The organism is Thermogladius sp. KZ2Tp1, assembly GCF_051131135.1.
GTDB lineage: Archaea > Thermoproteota > Thermoprotei_A > Sulfolobales > Desulfurococcaceae > Thermogladius.
The window spans coordinates 713,117-736,020 of record NZ_CP151274.1; the positions used below are offsets into that span (position 1 = coordinate 713,117).

General features: G+C 56.1%; 21 protein-coding genes and 1 tRNA gene. 15 read left to right on the top strand and 7 right to left on the bottom strand.

The window, feature by feature from the left end; translation table 11 throughout:
- Nucleotide 1: 1 nt before the first annotated feature.
- The 3 genes from WLZ34_RS04025 to cas8a1 all read left to right on the top strand — a co-directional run bounded on the left by WLZ34_RS04025 (nucleotide 2) and on the right by cas8a1 (nucleotide 2,960).
- Nucleotides 2-784, top strand: coding sequence for a phosphoribosyltransferase family protein (locus tag WLZ34_RS04025; protein WP_434730830.1), 783 nt, complete (start codon nucleotides 2-4; stop codon nucleotides 782-784).
- 87 nt (nucleotides 785-871) lie between these two features.
- A complete protein-coding gene (locus WLZ34_RS04030) occupies nucleotides 872-2,335 on the top strand; it encodes an aspartate aminotransferase family protein (RefSeq protein ID WP_434730831.1) in 1,464 nt (487 codons plus the stop codon).
- 4 nt (nucleotides 2,336-2,339) lie between these two features.
- Complete coding sequence (gene cas8a1, locus WLZ34_RS04035; protein WP_434730832.1) at nucleotides 2,340-2,960, top strand: type I-B CRISPR-associated protein Cas8b1/Cst1; 621 nt, start codon at nucleotides 2,340-2,342, stop codon at nucleotides 2,958-2,960.
- A gap of 102 nt (nucleotides 2,961-3,062) precedes the next feature.
- Here the strand turns inward: cas8a1 and WLZ34_RS04040 are convergent, their stop codons facing one another.
- Nucleotides 3,063-3,707, bottom strand: a complete 645-nt coding sequence (locus WLZ34_RS04040) for an HD domain-containing protein (RefSeq protein ID WP_434730833.1) — start codon at nucleotides 3,705-3,707, stop codon at nucleotides 3,063-3,065.
- Nucleotides 3,708-3,859: 152 nt separating this feature from the next.
- Between WLZ34_RS04040 and WLZ34_RS04045 the strand changes: the two genes are divergently transcribed.
- The 4 genes from WLZ34_RS04045 to WLZ34_RS04060 all read left to right on the top strand — a co-directional run bounded on the left by WLZ34_RS04045 (nucleotide 3,860) and on the right by WLZ34_RS04060 (nucleotide 7,995).
- The gene (locus WLZ34_RS04045; RefSeq protein ID WP_434730834.1) at nucleotides 3,860-5,233 is read left to right on the top strand and encodes an extracellular solute-binding protein; all 1,374 of its coding nucleotides are present in this window, start codon (nucleotides 3,860-3,862) and stop codon (nucleotides 5,231-5,233) included.
- 229 nt (nucleotides 5,234-5,462) lie between these two features.
- Nucleotides 5,463-6,113 (top strand): ABC transporter permease subunit, encoded by a 651-nt coding sequence (locus WLZ34_RS04050; protein ID WP_434730835.1) that lies wholly within the window; start codon nucleotides 5,463-5,465, stop codon nucleotides 6,111-6,113.
- A complete protein-coding gene (locus tag WLZ34_RS04055) occupies nucleotides 6,110-6,937 on the top strand; it encodes an ABC transporter permease (RefSeq protein WP_434730836.1) in 828 nt (275 codons plus the stop codon). The genes WLZ34_RS04050 and WLZ34_RS04055 overlap by 4 nt, the downstream gene beginning before the upstream one ends.
- A complete protein-coding gene (locus WLZ34_RS04060) occupies nucleotides 6,934-7,995 on the top strand; it encodes an ABC transporter ATP-binding protein (protein ID WP_434730837.1) in 1,062 nt (353 codons plus the stop codon). The genes WLZ34_RS04055 and WLZ34_RS04060 overlap by 4 nt, the downstream gene beginning before the upstream one ends.
- A gap of 14 nt (nucleotides 7,996-8,009) precedes the next feature.
- Here WLZ34_RS04060 and WLZ34_RS04065 read toward each other — a convergent pair whose 3' ends face one another.
- Nucleotides 8,010-9,257: a hypothetical protein gene (locus tag WLZ34_RS04065; RefSeq protein ID WP_434730838.1), complete on the bottom strand. Its 1,248-nt coding sequence runs from the start codon at nucleotides 9,255-9,257 to the stop codon at nucleotides 8,010-8,012.
- 166 nt (nucleotides 9,258-9,423) lie between these two features.
- Here WLZ34_RS04065 and WLZ34_RS04070 point away from each other — a divergent pair, with 166 nt between their 5' ends.
- Nucleotides 9,424-10,839: a hypothetical protein gene (locus WLZ34_RS04070; protein ID WP_434730839.1), complete on the top strand. Its 1,416-nt coding sequence runs from the start codon at nucleotides 9,424-9,426 to the stop codon at nucleotides 10,837-10,839.
- 51 nt (nucleotides 10,840-10,890) lie between these two features.
- Nucleotides 10,891-10,965 (top strand) — tRNA-Val (locus WLZ34_RS04075).
- 16 nt (nucleotides 10,966-10,981) lie between these two features.
- Here the strand turns inward: WLZ34_RS04075 and WLZ34_RS04080 are convergent.
- Complete coding sequence (locus WLZ34_RS04080) at nucleotides 10,982-12,583, bottom strand: B12-binding domain-containing radical SAM protein (RefSeq protein WP_434730840.1); 1,602 nt, start codon at nucleotides 12,581-12,583, stop codon at nucleotides 10,982-10,984.
- 58 nt (nucleotides 12,584-12,641) lie between these two features.
- On the opposite strand from WLZ34_RS04080, the gene WLZ34_RS04085 reads away from it, so the two are divergent.
- The 3 genes from WLZ34_RS04085 (at nucleotide 12,642) to WLZ34_RS04095 (ending at nucleotide 14,287) form a co-directional block, all read left to right on the top strand.
- Nucleotides 12,642-13,301 (top strand): DUF47 domain-containing protein, encoded by a 660-nt coding sequence (locus WLZ34_RS04085; RefSeq protein ID WP_428727546.1) that lies wholly within the window; start codon nucleotides 12,642-12,644, stop codon nucleotides 13,299-13,301.
- On the top strand, nucleotides 13,298-13,855 hold the full coding sequence (endA, locus tag WLZ34_RS04090; RefSeq protein ID WP_434730841.1) for a tRNA-intron lyase: 558 nt from the start codon (nucleotides 13,298-13,300) through the stop codon (nucleotides 13,853-13,855). Before WLZ34_RS04085 ends, endA begins: the two co-directional genes overlap by 4 nt.
- A 66-nt stretch (nucleotides 13,856-13,921) precedes the next feature.
- Nucleotides 13,922-14,287 carry a hypothetical protein gene (locus WLZ34_RS04095; RefSeq protein ID WP_434730842.1) on the top strand — a complete coding sequence of 122 codons (366 nt, stop codon included), beginning with the start codon at nucleotides 13,922-13,924 and terminating at the stop codon, nucleotides 14,285-14,287.
- 1 nt (nucleotide 14,288) lies between these two features.
- On the opposite strand, the gene WLZ34_RS04100 is transcribed toward WLZ34_RS04095, so the two are convergent.
- A complete protein-coding gene (locus tag WLZ34_RS04100) occupies nucleotides 14,289-14,894 on the bottom strand; it encodes a UbiX family flavin prenyltransferase (protein ID WP_434731932.1) in 606 nt (201 codons plus the stop codon).
- A gap of 85 nt (nucleotides 14,895-14,979) precedes the next feature.
- On the opposite strand from WLZ34_RS04100, the gene WLZ34_RS04105 reads away from it, so the two are divergent.
- A complete protein-coding gene (locus WLZ34_RS04105) occupies nucleotides 14,980-15,261 on the top strand; it encodes a hypothetical protein (protein WP_434730843.1) in 282 nt (93 codons plus the stop codon).
- Here WLZ34_RS04105 and WLZ34_RS04110 read toward each other — a convergent pair.
- A complete protein-coding gene (locus WLZ34_RS04110) occupies nucleotides 15,254-16,318 on the bottom strand; it encodes an L-threonylcarbamoyladenylate synthase (RefSeq protein ID WP_434730844.1) in 1,065 nt (354 codons plus the stop codon). The two genes, WLZ34_RS04105 and WLZ34_RS04110, sit on opposite strands and share 8 nt — an antisense overlap.
- A gap of 71 nt (nucleotides 16,319-16,389) precedes the next feature.
- Here WLZ34_RS04110 and WLZ34_RS04115 point away from each other — a divergent pair, with 71 nt between their 5' ends.
- Nucleotides 16,390-17,214 (top strand): KaiC domain-containing protein, encoded by an 825-nt coding sequence (locus WLZ34_RS04115; RefSeq protein ID WP_434730845.1) that lies wholly within the window; start codon nucleotides 16,390-16,392, stop codon nucleotides 17,212-17,214.
- Here the strand turns inward: WLZ34_RS04115 and WLZ34_RS04120 are convergent.
- Nucleotides 17,200-19,647 carry a tRNA(Met) cytidine acetyltransferase TmcA gene (locus WLZ34_RS04120; protein WP_434730846.1) on the bottom strand — a complete coding sequence of 816 codons (2,448 nt, stop codon included), beginning with the start codon at nucleotides 19,645-19,647 and terminating at the stop codon, nucleotides 17,200-17,202. The two genes, WLZ34_RS04115 and WLZ34_RS04120, sit on opposite strands and share 15 nt — an antisense overlap.
- A gap of 15 nt (nucleotides 19,648-19,662) precedes the next feature.
- The gene (locus tag WLZ34_RS04125) at nucleotides 19,663-21,882 is read right to left on the bottom strand and encodes a CDC48 family AAA ATPase (protein WP_434730847.1); all 2,220 of its coding nucleotides are present in this window, start codon (nucleotides 21,880-21,882) and stop codon (nucleotides 19,663-19,665) included.
- A 233-nt stretch (nucleotides 21,883-22,115) separates the two neighbouring features.
- Here WLZ34_RS04125 and WLZ34_RS04130 point away from each other — a divergent pair, with 233 nt between their 5' ends.
- Complete coding sequence (locus WLZ34_RS04130; RefSeq protein ID WP_434730848.1) at nucleotides 22,116-22,856, top strand: KaiC domain-containing protein; 741 nt, start codon at nucleotides 22,116-22,118, stop codon at nucleotides 22,854-22,856.
- The last annotated feature ends 48 nt before the right edge of the window (nucleotides 22,857-22,904 follow it).

Below are 22,904 nucleotides of genomic sequence, written 5' to 3' on the forward strand. Positions count from 1 at the left end.
GTTGGAGTTGTCTGTAGCCAGGAGAATAGAAGACCTAATGCTTGAGGCAGAGTTCTACTGCAGGGTCAACGCGGCTCGTAGAACTATGAAGCTCAAAGACCTCGCCAGCAGCCTAGGTGTCGACTTGACCACGCTGAGCAAGTACGTTAACATGCACATAAAGCCTAGTAGGCCTAGAATGAGGGAGCTCGGTGAGAAGCTTAGGGACGTAGACTACAAGAGCGTGATCAGAGACTGCTTAATATGGCAACCATACCCGTTCCCAGAGATGAACAACCTGCTGTTCAAGTGCAACGAGCTCCTCGACTGCGCGGTCTACGAGTTTCTCAAGGAGCTTGGAGGGGTGGTCTTCGACTACATCCTGACCGTAGAGGGCGGGGGTTTAGCACTAGCCCAAGCCATAGCTTCACGCCTCAAGCTACCTGTCGTCTACGGCCTGAGGGACATTATCATAAGGGGTGGCCACAGTATACCCTACAAGTATACGCCGGTCTACGCGTGGGGGCCTAGGATCAAGAGGTACATCACCCTACCCCTCGGCAGAGAGCTGAAGAACAAGAGGGTAGTAGTCGTAGACGACATAGCGTGGACAGGGGCTACGGTAATGACTCTAGCAGAGTACGCGGCTCGCAAGAAGTGCGATGTCGTAGGCGTCTTCTTGCTAGCGACCTTTGGGGACGTCTATGAAAGGCTCGTCGGGAAGTTGGGGAACAGACTACACGTTGTCCTGATACTACCTAATGAGGCCAGGAAGAGTGTAATGAGCGAGTTTGAGTTCATATAGTTTCCCCATATCCTCCAAAAAACGGTACCCTCTACTGGGTTTCACGGTTAATACCAACCCGAATCAATACGTGTTGCAGTAGAGGCGATGCGCTTGACTAAGATCCTTGAAACTATCGAGAAAAAGCTAAAGATGATACCAGACCCGCAGGAAATCCTGAAGAAAGCCGTGACGTGGGGGCTCGGCCCAAGGTCGCTGGAGTTGCTGAGGAGAGCACTCGAAGTAGAGTCTCTTGGAGCAATGCCCTTCAGCATGTACGACGCACCCCCTATAGTCGAGGAGGCCGTAGATGACGCCATTATCGTCGACGCAGATGGTAAGCGCTATATCGACATGATGGCCGGCTTTGCGGTCAACAACGTGGGCCACCACAGGAAGGAAGTACTGGTAGCCATTATAGAGCAGTTCAACAGGCTAGTCCAGTACTCGGAGATGCTCAGCGAGGTTAGGATTAAGCTCGGCGAGAAGCTCGTCCAGATAACGCCCGGCTCTTTCAAGAAGAAGGTGTTCTACGGTTTAACTGGCTCTGACGCGAACGAGGTGGCTATAAAACTGGCCAGGTACTATACCGGTAGACCGATCATAATAACCCAGTGGGCGGACTACCACGGCAGGACGATCGGGACAGTACCTTTCACCACCAGCTTCTCGACGTGGTCGCAGAACTACCCCTTAATGGGTGCCGACATGAACGTCGTGAGGATACCCTTCCCCTACTGCTACAGGTGCCCGTGTAACCCGAAGGCGGAAACGTGCGAGGAGTGTGCGGAGGACTGCTTGTACATTGTCGAGTACATGTTCACCCACACCTACTACGGCCTGAGAGACCCGCTCAGCAAGTCGACTAATGTAGCGGGATTCCTGATAGAGCCCTATCAGAGCGCGGCGGGCTACATGATACCCCCAGACAACTGGTTGCCAGGCTTGTACAAGCTGGCCAGGGAGTACGACGCTCTCTTCATGGTCGACGAGATCCAGACCGGGTGGGCTAGGACGGGTAAGATGTGGGCTGTAGACCACTACCCGGGTGTCGAGCCCGACTTGGTGATGGTGGCCAAGTCTATAGCCAACGGTCTCCCCTTCTCCGCCGTAATAGGGAGGGCGGAGATAATGGACAGCTGGGGGCCCGGCGCCCACTCGAGTACTTTTGCGGGGTACATGCTCGGTTGTGCGGCAGCGCTAAAGACTATAGAGATAATAGAGAGGGAGAACCTGGCGTACCAGGCTAAGGTCAAAGGAGAGAAGTTCCTGAAAGGTCTCCAAGACCTGATGCAGAGGCACCCAATACTAGGCTACGTCGAGGGAAAGGGCCTGTACATAGGCGTCGAGTTCGTCAAAGACAGGCAGAGCAAGAAGCCGGCTACCGAGGAGACTAAGTGGATGACCATGAGGCTGATGCAGAAGGGTATGCTAGTCAAGAGAGCGGGCTACCTAGGTAACAGGTTCGCCCTATCACCACCGCTAGTGATAAGCGAGGAGACGCTGAACAGGGCCCTGGAGATCTTCGACGAGGTGTTCTCGGAGGCCGAAGAGAAGTTTAACATAAGGTGAGCTTTTGCCCCAGCTAAAGATACTCTACGCCTCCGACTTCCACGGGTCTACAATAGTTTTCAGGAAGTTCGTTAACGCGTCGCTAATGTATAAAGTAGACTACTTGATCTACGGTGGAGACATAAGCGGCAAGTACTTCGTCCCCATACTGAGGAGAAAAGACTACTTTGAAGCCTACTATCTCAACAAGAAGCACGTGATGAAAGAAAACGAGTTGCAGAAATTTGTGGAGAAAATAGAGAATAGTGGCGGGTACACGATAGTCGTCGAAGAGAACGAGTATGAGAAGATAAACACTGATCAATCGTACGCAGACCGGGTCTTTAAGGAGCTGATGAAGAGCAGGTTAAAAAGCTGGCTAGTATTCGCTGAGGAAAAACTCAAGGATAAGGATATCCAACTCCTTCTCCAGCTGGGTAACGACGACGAGGAGTTCTTAGCCGGTGTTATAAAAGAGCTAGAGTCGAGTAAAGTAAAATATGTCGAGAACAAGATCGAGGCTTTGAAAGAGGGATACGAACTCGCCAGCCTCGGCTACGCTAATGTACCACCGTGGAAGTGTCCGAGAGACGTAGAAGAGCCTATACTAGAGGGCATGTTGACCAAGCTTATGTCCCAAGTATAAGCTTCGAGAAGACGATTCTCAACACCTGTTGCCCTCCATACAATACAAACATCGACCTCGCTCCATAACAGACCCCCGTCTAATCCTAGCATGCCTAGCCTGTCATGGGGGCGTCAACATAATTTCTTCTATCACTCCCTTCTTACACCACTCTCTGCTCCTCACGAACTCGTAGAACGATCTAATGTCTGCTCTACCTCTCCTCGCGAGGTAGTTCCTGATCTTACTCTGTATTACGCTGTGGAACTTCGCGTCGAGAATATCCGACAAACCAACAACAAGAGACTCCAAACTCGTGTAGCCATAGTAGCCGTGCAACTCGGTGATACACTTAGCCAGCTCGACAAGCCCCTCGTTCGCGAGTATCTCACCTGAGATCCTCGCGTCGTGGGGGTAGTACTGCTCGCACCTCTCTATCATCACTCCGTTGTACTTGAACTCTAGGACCTTGTACAAGTCGTGTAAGATAGCACACGCGAGGACGAGGTCCCTATTAATGTCATAACCGTATACTTCCTTGAAGAGGTCAGCTATGTATACGGATATACGTGTCACGCTAATAGTGTGGTCTAGTAACCCGCCTGGGTAGGAGTGGTGCTCCTCGATCTCGCCTGGAGCCTCGTCAAAACTCACACAGACACTACTAGCTGAACTAAGAACTCTATCCAAGTACTTGTAAACTAGCCCCCTAAGCCTCTCGTCCTTTATGGCGTCTGCTAGCTTGTATAAAACCCTTGCCTTATCCATTAGAACCCCAATTACGCATCAACCCAGCTACGCTTAAAAGAGTTCTTGAAATCCTGGTTTCAACTAGACATAAGTCCCATTTTCTTGCAATCTTATATAGAACCCCAGCTGAGAATAATCAAGGAGAGAAAGTAGAAGCAACGGGTGTTTGTATGGAGAAGTGGAAGCTAGTATCACTTATCTTAGTACTGATAATAATAGTGGAAACAATAGCGTTTGTATTACTATATAAGCCCGCCCCAGCGCCCGCTGCATTACCTCCCCCACCTACCCGGTACGACCAGATAAGCCAAGCCGACCTGGTCAGGTACGCTCTTCAGGAAGGTGTAGCTCTTAGCTACGGTATGCCGCCGGGCTGGGCTCACTATGGTATTGCGTGGAAGACCTTCACCGAACTCTACGGTATTCAACACTCCGACACAGACATGGGTAGCGCTGTAGTAGTTGCAACGCTGGAAGCTGCTAAGGGACACCCTGACGCCGACGTAGCAGATCTGGCTATTCCATACGCGATAAAGGCTGCTCAAGAAAACCTCACGGACTGCTATATACCCCCCCACTTTGATGCTGTGCCCGGAGTCTTTAAAGACCCTAATGGGTGCTGGATCGCCCCCTATTATGGTACTATCGCGTTCGTTGTAAACGTTGACTACCTGAAGGCTAGAGGCGTCCCCATTCCCAAATCGTGGAAGGACCTATTGAACCCTGTCTATAAAGGAATGATAGTCTACCAAGATCCGACCAAAACCGCAACTGGCTTAATAACCATTATAGCAGCAGCTTATGCTAATGGGGGCGATATAAATAATTGGAGACCCGGCCTAGATTTCATCAAGAAACTGCATGAAATAGGCAATATAAAGTACGTCCCACCGCTTGTTCCAACAGCTGATTACCAGAAAGGCGAGGTCCCAATCTTAATCAACTTCGACTACAACGGTCTAACATACAAGTACTCACCAGGGTTCCCGAATACGGAGGTCATCATCCCCGAGGATGGAACCGTAAGTAGAGCTGGCGCCATGATAATAGCTAGAGGAGGACCTCACCCCTTCGCCGCCAGACTGTTCTTCAACTTCATAATGTCAGACCTAGGTTCGCTCTTGATAACACTGGCTTTCGCCAAACCATCTAGGACAGACTATACGCCGCCGGCCTTTATTCAGCAACTCTTCCCGCCTGCCCAAGCATACGCTAAAGCCGTGCCTATCGATGAAAGAGCGCTATCGAAAGTCCTGCAAGACGTTTCAAATGCTTGGCAGTCCGAGGTGTTGCCAATAGCTTCCGCTATAATGCCGGGCTTCAAAGCGTCTCTCGGCGACCCTCTGGAGAAAGACCCGTCATTGAAGATAAACCCGTACCTCTTGCAAAAAGCGCTGCCTCTGATCGAGGAATACGTGAAGAACATGAAGGTAGCTGGGTCGGCTAATACGGCCTTACCTGGTCTACTAGTCAACACCGGTCTTATGCTACCAGCTATATCGCTGATACTCCTGGATGTTGAAAAGCTGGGTAAACTAGTTTAATAGTAGACGAGGAAGGATACAAATGGTTAACCCGTATATAAAGAGTTTTTTGCTAGACACCCTACTGTTGCTTCCTTTCATGCTCATACTCGTCTTCTTCATATTTATACCTTTCAGTGTTTCCCTCTACTATAGCCTATCAGATCAATCCGGGTCTTCGCTTACTTTAAGTAATTTCATCAGAATATACTCTGATCGATCGTACCTCGACGCTATAAGAAATAGCATAGTGATATCTCTAGAGTCAGCTGTTTTAAGCACTCTATTCGGCTCACTACTAGCTTACGCCTTCACGTTCTTGTCTCCAACGGTGAGAGACATCATAAGATCGGTTCTCCTACTACCTATAATCTACCCCGGTCTCGTCATAGCCTTCTCTCTCGTCATACTCTTCGGTAGTTCAGGTGTAGTAACGAGCATGCTCCTCAAGTACTTTGGAGTGTATTTACCGGGCATTTTCGACGTAAGGAGTTACAATGGTTTGATACTCGCATACCAATCTTTCCTGGTAGGATTCACGTCTATAACGTTGAGTGGAGTGTTCCTGTCACTAGATAGGTCGATTATAGAGGCTTCTAGGAGCCTGGGAGCCGACGTATTTCAGACTATTTTCAGGGTAGTTTTACCCATAGTTGCTCCGGGACTCATAGCGGCTTTCATTCAAGCTTTCATTATTGCTATTAGCGGGTATGGCACCGCCCTCGCTCTTGTGGGCGGAGGAGGAAACCTGATAACTCTAAGGATCATAATGTTGATTAGCGACGTAGAATATCAGCCTCACCTCGCAAGCGCGCTTGCCATGAATATAGCTATAATAACGATCCCTCTGGCGTTGGTTTACAATAGGCTTCTAAAGAAAGTAGTAGGTGGGGTAGTTTGAGTCTATCAGATTTCGTATACGTGGTCGCTAAAGCAGTTAGTTATTTAACGTTGGTGTTAGTAGTGGCATACATATTCCTGGTATCGTTTATACCGGTTATAGGGGCGTTCGCCTTAAAATGGGAGCTCTCCATCTTACCCGAGGTCTGGACCTTAAACAATATCAAATTCTTATTCGAAGACCCCTTCGTCTTGAGGAGCCTGTACGCTTCTCTCCTAATAGCTGGTATAACCTCTGTCTTTTCGACAACCGTATACTTCCTCGTCATCTTGTACTTGTTCTTGAGAGAGAGGAGTAGGTGGGTGTCAACTTTCATCGAGGTCGCGGTGCTCATACCCCTTATGCTCCCGGCAATACTGCTGGCTCTCGCGATATACGAGGTGTACAGGCCGACGTTCATCGGCGGAACGTACTGGATCCTCGTGTCAGCCCACTTAACCATCGTGTCGCCGTACGTCTTCAGGAACTTGTTCAGCGTAGCGAAGATGATAGACATGAAGACGCTTATAGAGGCGTCTAGGAGCCTGGGAGCGGGTGTTTTAACAACAGCTTATAAGGTCATTTTGCCGAACATATACCATGGACTGATCGGCGCCATGCTACTCGCTTTCGCAGTATCTTTTGGCGACTTCGAGATGGCTAACCTGCTCGCCCCGTGGCAGTACAGGACTGTGACCATCGCCATATTCCAGTACTTCTTTAAGAACGCCTGGAACGCAAGCGCGATAATCCTACTGGTGATCGTCGTGAGCGTAATTACATCTTTCCTCGTTGCGTACCTGTCTCGTAAGGCGATCGCGAGGTATATCGAGGTGGTTAGGTGAAGGAGGTCAGGTTGACCGGGGTAACAAAGACCTTCGGGACAACCGTAGCAGTCGACAATATAACGCTGGAGGTGAGGAAAGGAGAGTTCTTCACTCTACTGGGCCCGAGTGGCTGTGGCAAGACTACCACCCTCCGTATGATAGCAGGTTTCGAGAAGCCTGATAAGGGAACCATATACATAGGCGAGCAGGTCGTCAACGACCTACCGCCGGAGAAAAGGAACGTCGGCTTCGTCTTCCAGAACTACGCGTTGTTCCCCCACATGACCGTCTTCGACAACATAGCGTTCCCGCTCAAGTTGAAGAGATACAGTCACGAGGAGATTAGGAGGAAGGTGAAGGAGCTCCTCGCGCTAGTCAAATTGGAGGGCATGGAGAACAGGTATCCTAGGCAACTAAGCGGAGGGCAGCAGCAGAGAGTCGCGTTGGCTAGGGCTCTAGCCAGAGAGCCAGACGTCCTACTCCTAGACGAGCCGTTAAGCAACCTTGACGCGCTGCTCAGGATAGAGCTTAGGAGAGAGCTGAAGAACATCCAGCGTAAGACCGGTGTCACGGCTATCTATGTTACTCATGACCAGGACGAGGCCTTTAGCCTGAGCGACAGGATCGCTGTAATGAACAGGGGGAGGATCGAGGTGCTAGGTTCGCCCGACGACGTGTTCGAAGATCCGAGGACGGTCTTTGTGGCGAGGTTCTTGAGGTATAAGAATATTTTCGAGGTGAAAGTGGGTGACGGCTATATTGAGATGTTTGGTAGGAAGTTTGAAACCAAAAGCTTCAATATACCGTCAACAAGCGGGAGACTGTACGTGGGTGTGAGGCCCGACGTCGTAGTCGTCTCGGTGACGCGCCCCGAAAAGCTCGAGAGCGACAAGATAGTACTAGAGGGAAAATTGGTCGATAAGTTGTTCTACGGTTCGGACACCGAGGTGTATATCGACGTCGAGGGCACGGAACTGATAACGTACGTCCCGACCAGCTTCGCGAACTCTATAAAGCCGGGTGACAAGGTATTCCTGACCATAGGTAAACGAGACATAAAGTTCCTCGTCGAGTAGCCCCTGTCCGTTGTCTACTTAAAGCCGAAGATCACCTTTTTTAAGAAGTCCTTGGCGTTGACCCAGAACTCATAGCCGCCCTCGATCACCCTCTCGGAGAAAGTCTTCCCCGCCCTCTCCGCGAACCTCCTACTGTGTACTAGGACTGGTAGTGGTCTATTCAGGTGATGCCCTGTCCTCGAGGAAGTCCAGTGATCGGCTGTTACGATAAGTGTGACGTCCGTGTCTGCTAGTGCGTCGTATAGCGGGCCTAGGAAGTACTCGTCTAAAGTCTCGATGACAAATTTCTTTCTCAACGGGTCTCTGTCGTGGGCAGCGTCATCGGCCTCGTCCAAGTGCACGTACACGAAGTCGCACTCCCTCAGCTTTTCAGCCACTATACGGGCTCTCTCGTAGTAGTAGGCTCCCAAGTTCTCAAACGGCTCTACTAGTGGTAGTTGCAGAGGTCTTAGTCCCAGTAGCGTAGCGATCCCCCTCTCGGTCGGTAACCTTGCCTGGAAACAGCCCTCTAACCCGAACAAGTCGGCGAACCTCTTCTCGATTCTAGGCAGCCTGTTCCCCGGCTGCCTACATATGACAGAGTTTGCCGGCAACAACCCTTTCCTCCTCCTGAAGGTGTTTACCGGGTGATCCTCGAGCACTCTAATGACGTTCGTTGTGAACTCGTTGAGTAGAATCGAGGCTCGCACAGCCGACCCGTCTTGGGACAGGGGTCTACAAGGCTTCAGGACCTTTTCCTCCCCCTCTCGCCAGGGGTCGGTATCCGATATCTGGTCGGATAACTCTATTTTCTCGTCCCGTAGTACTAAAACACCGACGTAGTCGACTATGTGCCTGAAAGCGAAGTCGGCGCCTACCAGCTTCACCTTGCTATTTATGTCCTTCTCTAGGATCTTGGCCTCACCTCGCGTGAGTGACCTGCCGACTCTCCTGTCAACTATCTTCATGGTATGCGTATCCAGTGTAGCGAAGTTGCAGTGAAGCGCTAGGTTACCATCAATAAAGTCTGTCCCCTCAGCCACCACTTCCAGTATTGAGCGTGGTACCCTGGCCAGGTTTGAGGCTTCGAGACCCAGGAGGTTGGCTACTGCGACGTCGCTTGTGACTTCTCCTTCAACTACGTTCTCCACAACTCCGAGAACGGATCTCTCGGCGAGCCTGCGTAATGTCCTGGTCTCGGAAGCCTCGAGTGGCGTCTTACCCCCTAGAGACGGCGAAGGCTCGTCGAATAAGCCGTCTACAACGACCATCACCGCTTTCATAGAACTACCCTATCTTCTCGATCCGAGGTAGGCGCTTTAATAGTCGGTGTTAACCCGTTACAAGGCGGCCTTTCACGCTACGTTTCAAAAGCCTCTCCTGTGCCCGCGGTTGTAACAAGGCTAGGTAGGCCCACCCTTTTTCATGGTACGGGCTAGGATTAGTCTGTTGGAGGGGTTGTTTCTGTCGCTGGCGGTTCTCGCCTACTACAGTAGGAGGAGCGTGCAGGAGGAGGTCTTCGATTTCCTCAAGGGGCGCTGGGCTGGGTTGGAGGGGGTCGGCAAGAAGTGGGTTAGGTGGGAGGGCGACAGGCCTCTGGCTTTGTCGAGGCCCTCGGACGTCTACGTCTTGTTCTCCAAGTACGTCAAGCTGAACCCCAGGAGCGTCTACGGTAGTATAGAGGTGTTCAAGAGGCTGGAGTCTAGGCGCGACGTCGAGGACGACTACGAGCTCAACGTCGAGAGGGCGACCCCCTTCATAGACGTAGACCTGGAGGGAGAGGACTTCGGGGTGGCGTGGAGGAGGGGGGTCGAGGTCGTCAAGACCATAGTGGGCTTCCTCGAGGACAGGGGCGTCAAGGACAGCGTGTACGTCTTGTGGAGCGGTAACGGCTTCCACGTCAGGGTCAACGAGAACGCTATCGAAGACTCGCTGAGGAGGGCCAGCCCCGTGGAGGCGGCTTGGGCGCTCGTCGAGTACACTCTCGTGAGCCTGGAGGAGAAGTTGCTCGAGATTATAAAGGGCTGCGGCGGCTGCGTCAAGGTCGAGAACATCGTGAACCCGAAGAGGGTCTTCACAGCCCCTCTAAGCCTCCACAGGGAGAAGAACAGGGTAGCAGTGGCTTTCAAGCCCGGGGCAATAGACGGCTTCGACCCCGAGTGGTCCAACCCCTCAAACCCCCGCCACGACCCCCAGGCGTGGAGGAGCTTCAGGAGGGGGGAGGCGGACCCCCTAGTCGAGGAGGCCCTTAAAGCCCTCGGTAAGAGGGGTAGGGGCGAGCACACGAGGATCGCCGTCGAGAAGCCAGTAGAGAGAAGAGCGGAGGCGGTGCCGCCGATCCCCGAGGAGCCGGTCAACGTGCCTAGGTTGGGGAGGTTCCAGGTAATGGGGCTGCTGCAGGCGGCCCGCTACTACGTGTTGAGGGGGGACTTGGAGAAGGCGAAGAGCTGGGGCCTTAACAGGGCCATATTCTACGCGTGGGCGAAGTACTACGGTCCCTCGTCGAGGAGGCTCATGAACAAGGTCAGGGAGGCCTTTAGCGACTCGGCGCGGAGCGCTTACAGGGACGAAGAGCTCGGCTGGGACTCGCTGGGCGGCGAGAGGGCGCAGGTCTCGCCCCGCGGCTACTACACAATGGGTGGAGTGGAGCAGACGCCCGAGGACTACGACAGGAACATAGCCTACAAGATCGAGGGGGCCGGGATCCCGTACGAGAAGGCCTGGGAGGCCGCCGTGGAGTACGTGAGGAGGTTCCCCGAGAGGGTCCTGCTAGACCCCCAGGAGTTCTACAGGAAGGCCTACGAGCCCGTGAGAGACAGGTTCGCCGAGCTCGTACTCTCCGAGAAGAAGAGCGGGGGGAAGTAGGCGGGTAGCGCTCACGTTTATTAAACCCGTGAACACCCATGAAAATAACTAGGGCCCGTCGTCTAGCCTGGTATGGACGCCGCCCTCACACGGCGGAGGTCCGGGGTTCGAATCCCCGCGGGCCCACTCCCCGGGCCCTCTACTAGCAGGAGGCTATTCTAACGAGGCCCCCCACGACGTACCTCTCCCCGACTCTAGTCACCCTCACGACAGCCCTACACCCGCTGAACTTACCCGACTGGACGCCCTCCACGAAGACCACGGGCCCGTGCTTCACCGGGTACCCGTAGAACCTCCCGCTGCTGTAGAGCAGGTAGACCTCCAGCTCGCTGCCGAGCAGGCTCTTCTTCATTACCAGGTTGTACTCGTTGACCGCCCTCCTCAGCTCCTCCACCGCTCTTCTCTCGCTACCAGACAAGACCGGCCTACCCAGCTTCTCGAAGGCTGTGCCGGGGAGGGGTGTGTACTTGTAGAGGGTGATCTTCTCCACGCCGGTCTCGGACAGCGCCTTCAGCCCCTCCAGCGTCCTACGGTACACTCCCGCGCCCTCGAATGGGAGCCCGTACATCAAGTATACGTAGGGCCTCAGGCCCGCCTCCCGCAGGAGCTTGGAGGCCCTCGCAACGTGCTCCAGCCCTATCGGCTTACCTAGTACGTCCCTGTTGTACTCGAAGTCGCCTGTCTCCAGCCCTATGTGGACAGTGGTGCCGCTCAGGTACTTGCCGAGGACTTTCGCCACTCCCTCGTCGACCAGGCAGGCCTTTATGTTCTCTATCATCAGGGCGCCCTCGCCGGCCTTGAAGACCCCGACGTCGCTGAGGGCGGAGAGGAGCCCCTCTATAGCGTCCACGTTGGCTGGGGGGTTGCAGGGGTCTGCTAGGACGCCCTTCACTAGCCAGTCCCTGCCGTAGTCGAGGAAGTCGGGCGCGCTCAGCACGACCCTCCTAGCGCCGCTCTCGACCAGGCCCTCCACCTCTCTCCTCACGTACTCCACCGGGATCGAGCGGGCGGCGCCGAACATGTAGGGGACGCTACAGAAGCCGCAGCCGGGGGGTATGTCGACGGGGCAGCTCACCCTTCTCGCACTGTCCGGGTGGCGGCAGAGCATGCACTTGAGGCAACCGAGCTCCCTTAGCAGGGGCCTGTAGAAGTTGCTGCAGCCTCTCACCACCTCGACGTAGTACCTGTAGACCTTGACAGGCCTGTAGACGCGGTCGACTCTAGTCCAGTGCTCGAACCTAGTGATCTCCTCGACAGCCGCGTACAAGTGCGGCGTGGTCAGCTTGGCCCCGTTGCTCGACCTGTAGGCTAGGGCGGGGACCCCCCTGGGGTCGAAGCCCCCGACGCCGCTCTCCCGCATCTTGTCTAGGAGGACGGGTAGGACTGGCTCGGCCTCCCCCAGCACGACGAAGTCCACGCTACCGACCTTCTCCAGTAGCCTCCTCCAAGAGAAGCTTATGGGCCCGCCCACCACTACCACGGCTCTACTGTTCCTCCTCTTGACGTAGTCCGAGAGGGCCCTCACGGCGCCGGCGTCTGTGGACATGGCGCTGATCATGACGGCGTCCACCCTGTCGAGCCTAACTCCCCCGAGTAACACGTCCTCGTAGGTGTGCAGCCCCACGCTGTAGCCCAGGGTAGCTACAATGCCCGCCACGACGCGGGGCCCCGCCCCCACGACGTCGAAGGTGGAGTACCTAGACCCCCTGCCCCTCGCTAGCGCGTCCACAACGGCGACTCTCATAGGCTCACTTGGAGTTCTTTATATACCCTTTGACATGTAAAGTTACACGGGGTAAATAATGCCAGCAGAGACGTCGATAGCAGAGATGAACAGCATAGACTACCTGACCATGATGGTGAGAGACGTCGAGGACGTGCTGGCAGTACTAGAGGAGGCCGTGAAAGCCTACGCGGGGGGCAACAGCGTTTCGAGGGTCTACCCCAAGATAAGAGACCTAAAGAACAAGGTGGAGGAAGGCAAGGTCTTGATATTGGAGTACCTCATGAGGCTGGGAGAAGCCCTAATGAACGCCAGGTCTTACATAGCTGTGGCCCAGGGGCTGGACAAGATAGCCCAGTTGTCCGACGGCGCAGGGTACAGGCTCATGTTGCTGGAGGAGAACAACATAAGACTGGACAACAAGATAGTCGACAGCGTGGTCGAGCTGGTGAAGACCGCGAGGAAGCAGATGCTCCTGGTAAGAGACTCCCTGGAGAAGCTGAGGCTCAACCCCAGGAAGAGCTTGAGCAACTGCAGCGAAGTGAGCAAGCTAGAGGCTCTAGCGGACGAGACGTACCGGAACACCACCTTCAGCCTGTACACCCTCCACTCGGGGAACATAGTGGCTCTCATGGTCGGTAAAGAGATAGTCGACTTCGTCGAGGACATATGCGACTTCGCCAAGCTCATCGGTGAGGAGATACGGTTCCTAGCACTCCTGAAGACAGCGTCGACGTGACCAAGTGCTTCTCTATTTTGCTACACAACCGGGTGGTAGTACCCGACCCCGCCTGCGGCTCCGCGGTATACTGGAGCTCGTACTACGGCTCCCTCCTAGGGATCGAGAAGCCGAGGAGTAGGAGCGACCAGGCACCCCTAGAGCTCTCTCTCATAGAGGCGCTCTACCTACTCGAGAAAAACCTCCTGAGGGTCTACGCCAATAGAGGCGGCGGACCCGCACCTCTCTCACCGGAGGAGCTGTACTCGATCGGTCTAGAGAGGGTCAACAGGTTCAGGGAGCTCTACGCCGTCTACAAGGACTTGAGGGAGAGAGGGTTCGTCGTGAGGAGGGGCCTCAAATTCGGTTGCGACTACTTAGTGTACAGGCACGGGCCGGGGATAGACCACGCCCCCTACGGCGTCCAGGTGTACAGTAAAGACGAGTTGACAGACCCCATCGAGATAGTGAGGATGGGGAGGCTCCTCCACTCGGTGAGGAAGAGGCTCATAGTAGCGGTCGTCGACGAGAAGAACAATATCAACTACCTGTTGTTTAGCTGGTGGAAGCCTTAATAATATGGATAGACATGTTTCAAAACGTAGGGTGGGTAGCAGGGCTAGCCGTCGAGGTGCTTTTTATTGGCTTGGAGAAGACCCGGGAGAGAAGGGGGCTTCAACCCCAGGCAGCAAGCTGAGCGGCAGGTACCCATGCCGATAGACGACAAGTGCAACCCGTTGTGCCCGCTCTTCAAGTGCACGAGAAACGCGCTCTTCGTGACTACGAAGTCCTACAGGGGGAAGACGTTCAAGGTCGCGATGTGCAGGCTGACCGGCGGCGAGTGCATCGGGGGCGAGTGCCAGTACGCGTCCTGTAGGCTGAACGCGCTACTGCCGGACGGGAAGTGCGCTAAAGCGCTAGAGAAGAAGGTCAAGCCCGTCTCGGACGAGGAGCTCTTCAGGGAGATCCAGGCGATAGAGGACGTCGACGACAGGTGGCTGAGGTAGCCTAGCCCCCCGGAGACCACCTCCGGTAGAGGGAGTGCTCGACCCCCAGGGCGTCGAGGATTTTACCGACCACGAACAAGACCATGTCGTCGACGCTCTTGGGCTTGATGTAGAAGGCCGGCATGGCCGGGACTACGACAGCCCCCATCAGCGAGAGCTCGTAGAGGTTCCTCAAGTCCACGGGGGAGAGGGGCGTCTCCCTCGGTACCAAGACTAGCTTGTTCCTCAGCCTCAGGACCCCCAAGGCGACGCGTGTGAGGAGGTTGTCTTGGATGCCGTGGGCTATCTTGGCGATGGTGCTCATAGAGGCGGGGACTACCACCATGTCGGTGGACACCAGGTTGCTACTGCTGGCTATGTCCGAGGAGAGGTCGCTGCTGGGGTAGACCCCGTCTAGGCCGCCGAGCCTGGCCAGGTACTCGGGCAGCTCTACGCCCTCCTCGAGGCGGGCCACCGCGGCGGCGTTACCCGTGTAGACGACGTAGACCTTGTCGTAGACCCTCCTGGCTAGGGAGATGTTGCCTAAGAGGCTCAGACCGTACCTCACACCACTAGCGCCGGTCAAGCCCACTACGAGCGTCCTGGTGTCAGGCCTGCGCGGGGTCATCACGGTTCAGGCCTTTCGAGCCACATCACTCAGTCATACTTATCCCCTCCTCGAGTAATATACCTTGACTAAGAGGCGCCCGCCCTTGAGCTACGTCCCGCAGGGCATACACCCTAGGGTCTTCAACAAGATGATAGGAGACCTACGCGAGAGGGGCTTGTGGGCCGAGAGGCACTCGTACAGCATGAGGGTGATGTACCAGGGCAGGTTCGTGGCGAGCCTCCACTTCTACCCCGGCTACAACTTGGTAGAAGTCAGGGTCTACGCGGAGTCCAGGGAACTAAACGAGGCGGTCGCGCGGGAGATAGGGGGTGTAATAGCCAGGTACCTGCCCGGCTACAAGCTAGAGGTGAAGTTTCTCAGGTGAAGAAACGCCTCGACGAAGCCTTCCTCAACCTGTTCACTATGGTGAGGCCGAGCCCCTGCTCGGGGAACCCCTCCGCGATGGCTACTCTACAACCCAGCTCGTCGATCTTCCTCAGGGCGCTGAAGAGGTTGTGCGCGACCTCGTAGAGGTTGCTCCTACTACCCAGGCTGAGGACCTCGGCGCCCAACCCGCTGTAGCGGGCCAGGGTCTCCTTCGAGGCTAGGACGCAGACCTTCCCCTCCTTGAACTCGCTCGCCAGCTCGGCCACCTTAAGGGTCAGCCTCGCGAGGCCGTCCGCGTCGTACCTGTCTGTCTCGACGAGGAGCAGCGGGGTCTCCGGGGCGTAGTGCCTGTACCTCATACCTGGGGCCAGGGCTCTCTCAGCCTCTGAGAGCCCGCGCGCAAAGCCCGGCACGTGTACTCTGACCCCCAGCACTCTCTCGATCTCCTCGACCGGGTAAGCGCCCGGCCTGAGCAGAACAGGGGGCTTCACGAGGAGGTTTACAATAGTCGACTCAACACCGTAGAGAGTCTCGCCGCCGTCTATGATCATCTCCACCTTGGAGTAGAGGTCTTCGACGACGTGCTCGCCCCTCGTCGGGCTAGGCCTACCGGACAGGTTCGCGCTTGGAGCGGCTATGGGGACCCCAGCCCTGGAGATCAGCCTCAGCGCGACGGGGTGCGCGGGCATCCTGACAGCCACCGTGTCAAGCCCGCCCGTCGCCTCGTAAGGGACTTTGTCCGTCTTCGGCAGTACGAGGGTCAGGGGGCCGGGCCAGAACTTCGACATCAGCTTGTAGGCCTCCTCGGGTATGTCCCTTGCGACCTCGTGCAGCATGTCGAGGCTGTCGACGTGTATAATAAGGGGGTTGTCAGCCGGCCTCTGCTTCACCTCGAAGATCCTGAGGACCGAGGACTTGTTGTAGGCGTTGGCGCCGAGCCCGTAGACCGTCTCAGTGGGGAAGGCGACGAGGCCCCCTCTCCGGATGACTTCGGCGGCCCTCTCGATCACTCCCTCGTCCGGGTTCAAGGGGTCCACTCTAGCCACGATAGTCATTCGTTACACCGCGGGCGCGTCAAAGTAAATACTCTTCTAGAACAAGAATACAGACAAGGGGGGTATAATCGGTGTCTACACCCGTTGAGAGGCTGTCGACGGGTGTAAGCGGAATCGACGAAATCCTGAGAGGCGGGATACCCAAGGGCTTCACAGTGGCCGTGGTCGGCGAGCCGGGTACAGGGAAGACCGTCTTCTCGCTACACTTCGTCAACGCCGGCCTCGTGAACGGCGAGAAGGCGATCTACGTCACTACGGAGGAGAGCAGGGCCAGCATCATAAGGCAGGCCGCCGCGTTCAACATGGACTTCCTCCAGGCCATAAACAGGGGCGACCTAGTAGTGATCGACGCGCTCATGGGGGATAGAGGGGACGCCTGGAGCCTGAGAGAGCTCGACGTCGAGGAGCTGGTGAATATGGTGATAGAGGCCAAGAAGTACCTCGGACACGGCCACACGAGGCTGGTCATAGACTCGATGAGCGCGTTCTGGCTCGACAAGCCAGCCATGGCGAGGAAGTACAGCTACCACGTGAAGAGAGTGTTGAGCAAGTGGGACTTCACGACGGTCCTCACGAGCCAGTACGCCGTGACGACGAGCCTAGGCTTCGGGTTCGGGGTAGAGCACGTAGCCGACGGGATAATAAGGTTCAGGAAGAGGCTTGTCGGCGGCTACCTGAAGAGGTTCATAGTCGTCGAGAAGATGAGGCAGACAGACCACGACAAGAGGGTCTTCGAGGTCGACATTGTGGACGGGAGGGGGATGGTCGTGGTCGGGCCTTACGCTCTCTCGCGTGAAGACTTCGCGTTGCCAGCGTCGGTCATGAGGAAGATGTTGGAGGCCGAGCTGAGGAAGAACCTCGAGCTCTACGGTGAAGAGGAGCTAGAGGAAGAGTAGCCTACCGCCGCCGTAGTCCCCGAGCCTGATACCCGGTTTGTAGTCCTCTGGTCTAACCCCCGTCAAGAACTCGAACATCTTACAGGCTATGTCGTGTGCCGCCTTGTGGAGGTCCTTAGCCGGCTTCTTGAGCATCTCCTCGAGGTCCTCCCAGCTCCTCCCCTGGAGTGCCTTCGTTAAGAGGACAAACTCCTCGAGGCGTGTAAGCTGGGGCCTCGACCCGGCCGGGAGCGAGAAGTAGAGGTTGGCTAGTTTAAACATGAGGTCTGCCGCCGCCTCGAAAGTCATAGGGCCCAGGCAGTAGACCCAGAGCCTGTCCAGCTGTATAGGGGTGAGGCAGCTCTTGTCCAGCTTTTCGAGTATAGGGGGCGTCGAGTCGACGAGTAGCTTCGCGACCTCCGGCTCCATGTCCCTGTAGTTTATCGGTAGGCTGAGTAGTAGCTTGGCTTTGAACTCTCTCTCAGACACCTCGACGAACTCCTTCGTCCTCTCGTTCAACGGGTAGACGACGAGTATCGTGTACTCGCCGCTGACAGGGTTCCTGTCAGGGCTTATGTGAACCGCCTTAAACCCGTTCTTGACCCAGAACTTCAGTAGCTCTTCGTTTACTCCGAAGCCCGAGGCGACCCAGTCCAGGCCCCTGATAGAGGCCTCCTCGATCAGCTTCTTTAGCCCCCAGCTACCGATCCCCCTCCCCTGGACGCTGGGGTGTGTCGCTATCCTGACGACCCTCCAGCCCTTTGACTCGCCGAACTCCCGGAGCCTGGTGTGCTTCAGGAACCTGTCCGGTATTATGTTACCGGGTATCCTGCCCCCCTTCAAGAGCTCGTCGACCATGCTCTCCGGTATCGGGCCCTCCTCAGCTATCTGGATAGCGCAGACGATCTTCCCCGACCTGGTCTTGACGGCCCTGATCGAGTGGTGCGGGGCGTCAGCCAGCATTCCGAGGTCGTCTGGCTCGTTCCTGTAGTGGGCTAGGACGTATATGCCGAACAGCTGCCTTAGCTCCTCCTCACCACTCTTACTGAATAGATACGAGGGGTCGTAGGAGATGTAGACGAGGTTCTTTTCGTCGATGTCTCTCAGGTCTATCTCGTCGAGCTCGGCTGGCTCGGCGTCTAGGAGGAGGGTCTTGAAGGACCACACCTCCACGGGGTCGTCCCTACCGTAGCGTATGGGCTCCGTCATCTCGTACTCCAGTACTTCGGTGGACTTGTCGCTCTTCACCCTCCTCAAGAACCTGACAGAGAAGCCCCTGCCCGCGCCCTCGTAGCCGTGGATCGTAGTCGCGTAGACCGTCCTCTTGTGGGCCTCCCATATCTTGTACAGCATGGGCACGTGTATACCGGAGGCCTCGTCTACCACGACGAGGTCTGCCTTGATCTTCGGCACCGAGAGCGGCTCCCAGTACTCGATACTGAACCTGCTACTCCTCAGTTCTATGACGTCCCCGCCCTTCTTCACGACGTCGTACTTGTAGCCCAGCGTGTCTAGGGCGGTGGCGGCCATGGTGAAGAACGACTGTACGCCGCCGGGTGAGGGCGCGGTTACTAGCACCCTCGGCTTGGGCTTGACCTTGGCCAGCAGGTGTATTAGCCCCACGGAGCCTATTGCCACGGCGCAGCTCTTCCCCCTACCCCTGTCCGCGGTGACTACGAGGACCTTCTTGCCCTTAGGCTTCTCGTAGAACCACTCCATCAGCTCGACAACCCTCACCTGGTCGTTCGTCAGCGCGAGCTCGTAGAGCTCTCTGGGGAAGAGCGTCTCCTCGGGTATGACTATGTCCCGGCTCGCCGCCTCGCTGTACTTCTCCTTGTCTAGAGCGAACTTCTTCAGCACTCTGTTTTTGTCGGAGTCGTATACGGCCACGCCCTCGTGTTCCAGTAGCTTGCTCTTGAACCAGGTTATGAAAACGTGGCGCGGCTCCGGGAACTGCGGCACGGTCAGGTTCTGCTTGAATATCGTCAAGTGGTTGTCCCAGTCCTCCCAGCTCGGCGTAAGGAGTACTACGAGCCCCCCTCCCTCGACTATGCCCGTAAGCTTGCCTATGTCGTTAGGCTTCAGGTCCCTGGTCAGGTCTAGTACTAGGTAGGAGTAGGTCTTGCCCAGGTACTTCTCAGACTTCTCGTAGACGTCGAGCTCGAACTTAGTGTACTTGAAGTTCTTGGCGTGCCCCTCGAAGACCTCCTTCATGGACTCGGCTTCGGGGAACTCGTCGTGGTAGACGTACAGGCCGGTGTACTTCCTCTTGTCGTACCTGTGCCTAACCCGCTCGTGGTAGGAGATAGCCCTCGCGGCCAGGTGCCCCAGCTTCTCGCTGTCGGAGCCCGATATGGCGACTAGGCTCCTAAGCCTTCTCTTGACTAGGAACTCCTCGCTCTTTCCAATAGTGGACAAAAGCTTGTTGAACGACGAGGGTATTTCTCCTGCCAACTGGTCTGGCCTCGTCTAACCGTATGGAGATGGGGCGGCGCGTCTAGCGACACTGCTCATTCTCTTGATCTCCGAAGCGAGCCTCTCGTACTCCTCTACCTGGTCCTTCGTCAGACTCGGCTTCACGACCTCGAGCGCCTTGAGGAAGTACTTCATCTCTACAGGCCTGGCCTCGAGCCTCTCCCTCAAGGCGAGCATCACGGCTTCTCTCACGACAGCGGCTATGTCGGCGCCCGTGTAGCCCTCCGTCAGCCTCGCTAGCTCCTCCAGGTTAACGTCACTAGCCAACGGGACTCTCCTCGTGTGCACCTTGAAGATCTCGAGCCTAGCCTTGTAGTCCGGCGGTGGCACGTAGACGAGCCTGTCGAACCTGCCGGGCCTCAGTAGCGCTGGGTCTAGTATGTCCGGCCTATTGGTAGCCGCTATCACGACGACCTTCCTGAGGGGCTGTATACCGTCGAGCTCGGTAAGCAGCTGGTTCACGATCCTGTCGGTGACGCCGCTGTCGTACCTCGCCCCTCTAGCCGGCGCTATAGAGTCTATCTCGTCGAAGAAGACCACGCACGGAGCGACTTGCCTGGCCCTCCTGAACACCTCTCTTATCGCCTTCTCGGACTCGCCGACCCACTTGCTCAGCACCTCGGGGCCCCTTATGGCGATGAAGTTGGCACCGCTCTCCGTCGCCACGGCCTTGGCCAGCAGGGTCTTACCGGTGCCGGGAGGGCCGTACAAGAGGATGCCCTTCGGCGGCTCTATGCCCATTTTGCTAATGACGTCCGGGTACTTGAGCGGCCACTCGACAGCCTCCCTGAGCTGCTGCTTGACGTCCTCTAGACCTCCTATATCGCTCCACCTGACCTCAGGTACCTCGACGAAGACCTCCCTGATTAGCGAGGGCTGTACGAGTTTAAGCGCGTTCAGGAAGTCGCCCATCGTCACCTTGAGCTTCTCGAGCTTGCTGGCCGGTATAGGCTGGTTGAGGTCGACGCTCTCCTCCTTCACGAACCTCCTCAACGCCGCGAGGGCGGCCTCCTTGACTAGCGCTGCGAGGTCTGCCCCTGTATACCCGTGCGTGATCTCGGCTAGCTTACCCAAGTCCACGTCCTCGGCGAGGGGCATGTTCCTGGTGTGGACGGCGAGGATCTCCCTCCTAGCCCTCTTGTCGGGGGGTGGTATCTCTATCTCCCTGTCGAACCTGCCCGGCCTCCTTAGAGCCGGGTCCAGCGCGTCGGGCCTGTTAGTGGCGCCTATTACTATGACCCTGCCTCTCTCCTTCAAACCGTCCATCAGCGTGAGTAGCTGCGCTACGACCCTCTTCTCGACCTCTCCTACGACCTCCTCCCTCTTCGGCGCTATGCTGTCGATCTCGTCGATGAAGATCAGGGCCGGAGCGTTCTGCTCGGCCTCCTTGAACACTTCTCTAAGCCTCTCCTCCGACTCGCCGTAGAACTTGCTCATGATCTCTGGGCCGTTGATCGCTATGAAGTAGGCCCCGATCTCGTTGGCTAGCGCCTTGGCTAGGAGCGTCTTGCCAGTACCGGGGGGACCGTAAAGCAGTATCCCCTTCGGGGGCTCTATACCCAGCCTGTTGAAGAGCTCCGGGTGTCTAAGGGGGAGCTCGACGATCTCCCTGATCCTCTCCTTGACCTCTTCCAGGTCGCCTATGTCCTCCCAGGTGACTCTGGGTATACCCCTTGCTACGGCCTCCTCCTTCACCGGCTCTTCTCTGATCACTATCTCGGTGTTATCGGTTATGTACACGTTCGACGTAGGCTGCGTGCTCACGACAGCCATCTTCAACTCCATGCCGAAAAACGGTATGACGATTATCTCCCCCCTGCTCACAGGAGTGTAGGGCGGCAGGAGGCGCCTCACGTAGCTCGGGTCTAGGGAGATCCCGTAGAAACCGTAACCCTCGGGCGCCACGGGTGCTAAGACGACTCTTGTAGCCGGCTCGATCTTAGCGGGCCTCACAATGACGTACTCGTTTATCCCGACGCCGATCTTATTCCTTATGTAGCCGTCCAGCCTTATCACCTCCTTCCCCGCGTCCTCGGGTCTAGCGGGCAGTACTCTCACTACCACAGAGCCCTTCGGCCCTATGACCTCGATGTAGTCGCCCGACTCTACACCGAGGCTCCTCATGACCCTCTCGTCCATCCTCGCGATCTTTCTGCCCACGTCGCTGGTTCTCGCCTCTAGCACCCTGAGCTTAACCTCACCGGTCTTACTCACGGAGAAGCACCTCTAGTCCAGTCTGTAATTAGGGCGATAATCCGTTATTATAATTTAACACCCCGTAGGCGAGCTCCACCCGGTCGCGGCGTGCGAGTAGCGAGCCACGTAGAGAACGGGCTCGTCTACCCGCGTGTACTTGGTTTGAGACGAGCAGACCACCTCCACGGTACAAGGTTTTTAATACTGTTTTTCCAGAGTGATTAATGCTGCGGCTCTGGCGGTGGTCAGAGATGGTCGAGAGAGTGAAGACGGGTATCCCGGGGTTCGACGAGATACTGAACGGCGGTATCCCGAAGAGGAACGTGGTGCTGCTGAGCGGCGGGCCCGGCACGGGTAAGACTATAATGGCGAGCCAGTTCCTGTGGAACGGGCTACAGATGGGCGAGCCGGGCGTATACGTGGCCCTTGAGGAGCACCCGGTCCAGGTCAGGGTCAACATGAAGCAGTTCGGCTGGGATGTAAAGCAGTACGAGCAACAAGGGGTCTTCGCAGTAGTTGACGCGTTCACCGGGGGGATCGGGGAGGCCGCGAAGAGGGAGAAGTACGTCGTCAAAGACCCGACAGACGTAGGCGAGCTCGTGGACGTCGTGAAGACGGCTATCAAAGACGTGAACGCGATGAGGGTGGTGATAGACAGTGTCTCAACGCTGTACTTGACTAAACCGTCAGTTGCGAGGAGCGTGATAATGTCGTTGAAGAAGGTGCTCTCGGGTACAGGCACCACGTCAATGCTGGTGTCACAGGTCTCGGTGACGGAGAGGGGGTTTGGCGGCCCGGGTGTAGAACACGCGGCGGACGGTATCGTCAGGCTCGACCTCGACGAGGTCGATGGGGAGCTGGTTAGGAGCGTTATCGTCTGGAAGATGAGGGGCACCAGCCACAGCCTGAAGAGGCACCCGTTCGAGATAACAGACAAGGGTATCGTGATATACCCGGACAAAGTCGTGAAGACGCGTGGGGTTGTCGGTTAAAAGTTTTTTGCTTGTCCATTGTAGGAGGAAAGTTATATAAGCTGTCCT

Coding starts and splice junctions, on each gene's coding strand:
- WLZ34_RS04030 (WP_434730831.1), top strand. CDS start 872: ATGCGCTTGACTAAGATCCTTGAAACTATCGAGAAAAAGCTAAAGATG.
- WLZ34_RS04040 (WP_434730833.1), bottom strand. CDS start 3,707: ATGGATAAGGCAAGGGTTTTATACAAGCTAGCAGACGCCATAAAGGAC.
- WLZ34_RS04045 (WP_434730834.1), top strand. CDS start 3,860: ATGGAGAAGTGGAAGCTAGTATCACTTATCTTAGTACTGATAATAATA.
- WLZ34_RS04065 (WP_434730838.1), bottom strand. CDS start 9,257: ATGAAAGCGGTGATGGTCGTTGTAGACGGCTTATTCGACGAGCCTTCG.
- WLZ34_RS04080 (WP_434730840.1), bottom strand. CDS start 12,583: ATGAGAGTCGCCGTTGTGGACGCGCTAGCGAGGGGCAGGGGGTCTAGG.
- WLZ34_RS04085 (WP_428727546.1), top strand. CDS start 12,642: ATGCCAGCAGAGACGTCGATAGCAGAGATGAACAGCATAGACTACCTG.
- WLZ34_RS04100 (WP_434731932.1), bottom strand. CDS start 14,894: ATGACCCCGCGCAGGCCTGACACCAGGACGCTCGTAGTGGGCTTGACC.
- WLZ34_RS04110 (WP_434730844.1), bottom strand. CDS start 16,318: ATGACTATCGTGGCTAGAGTGGACCCCTTGAACCCGGACGAGGGAGTG.
- WLZ34_RS04130 (WP_434730848.1), top strand. CDS start 22,116: ATGGTCGAGAGAGTGAAGACGGGTATCCCGGGGTTCGACGAGATACTG.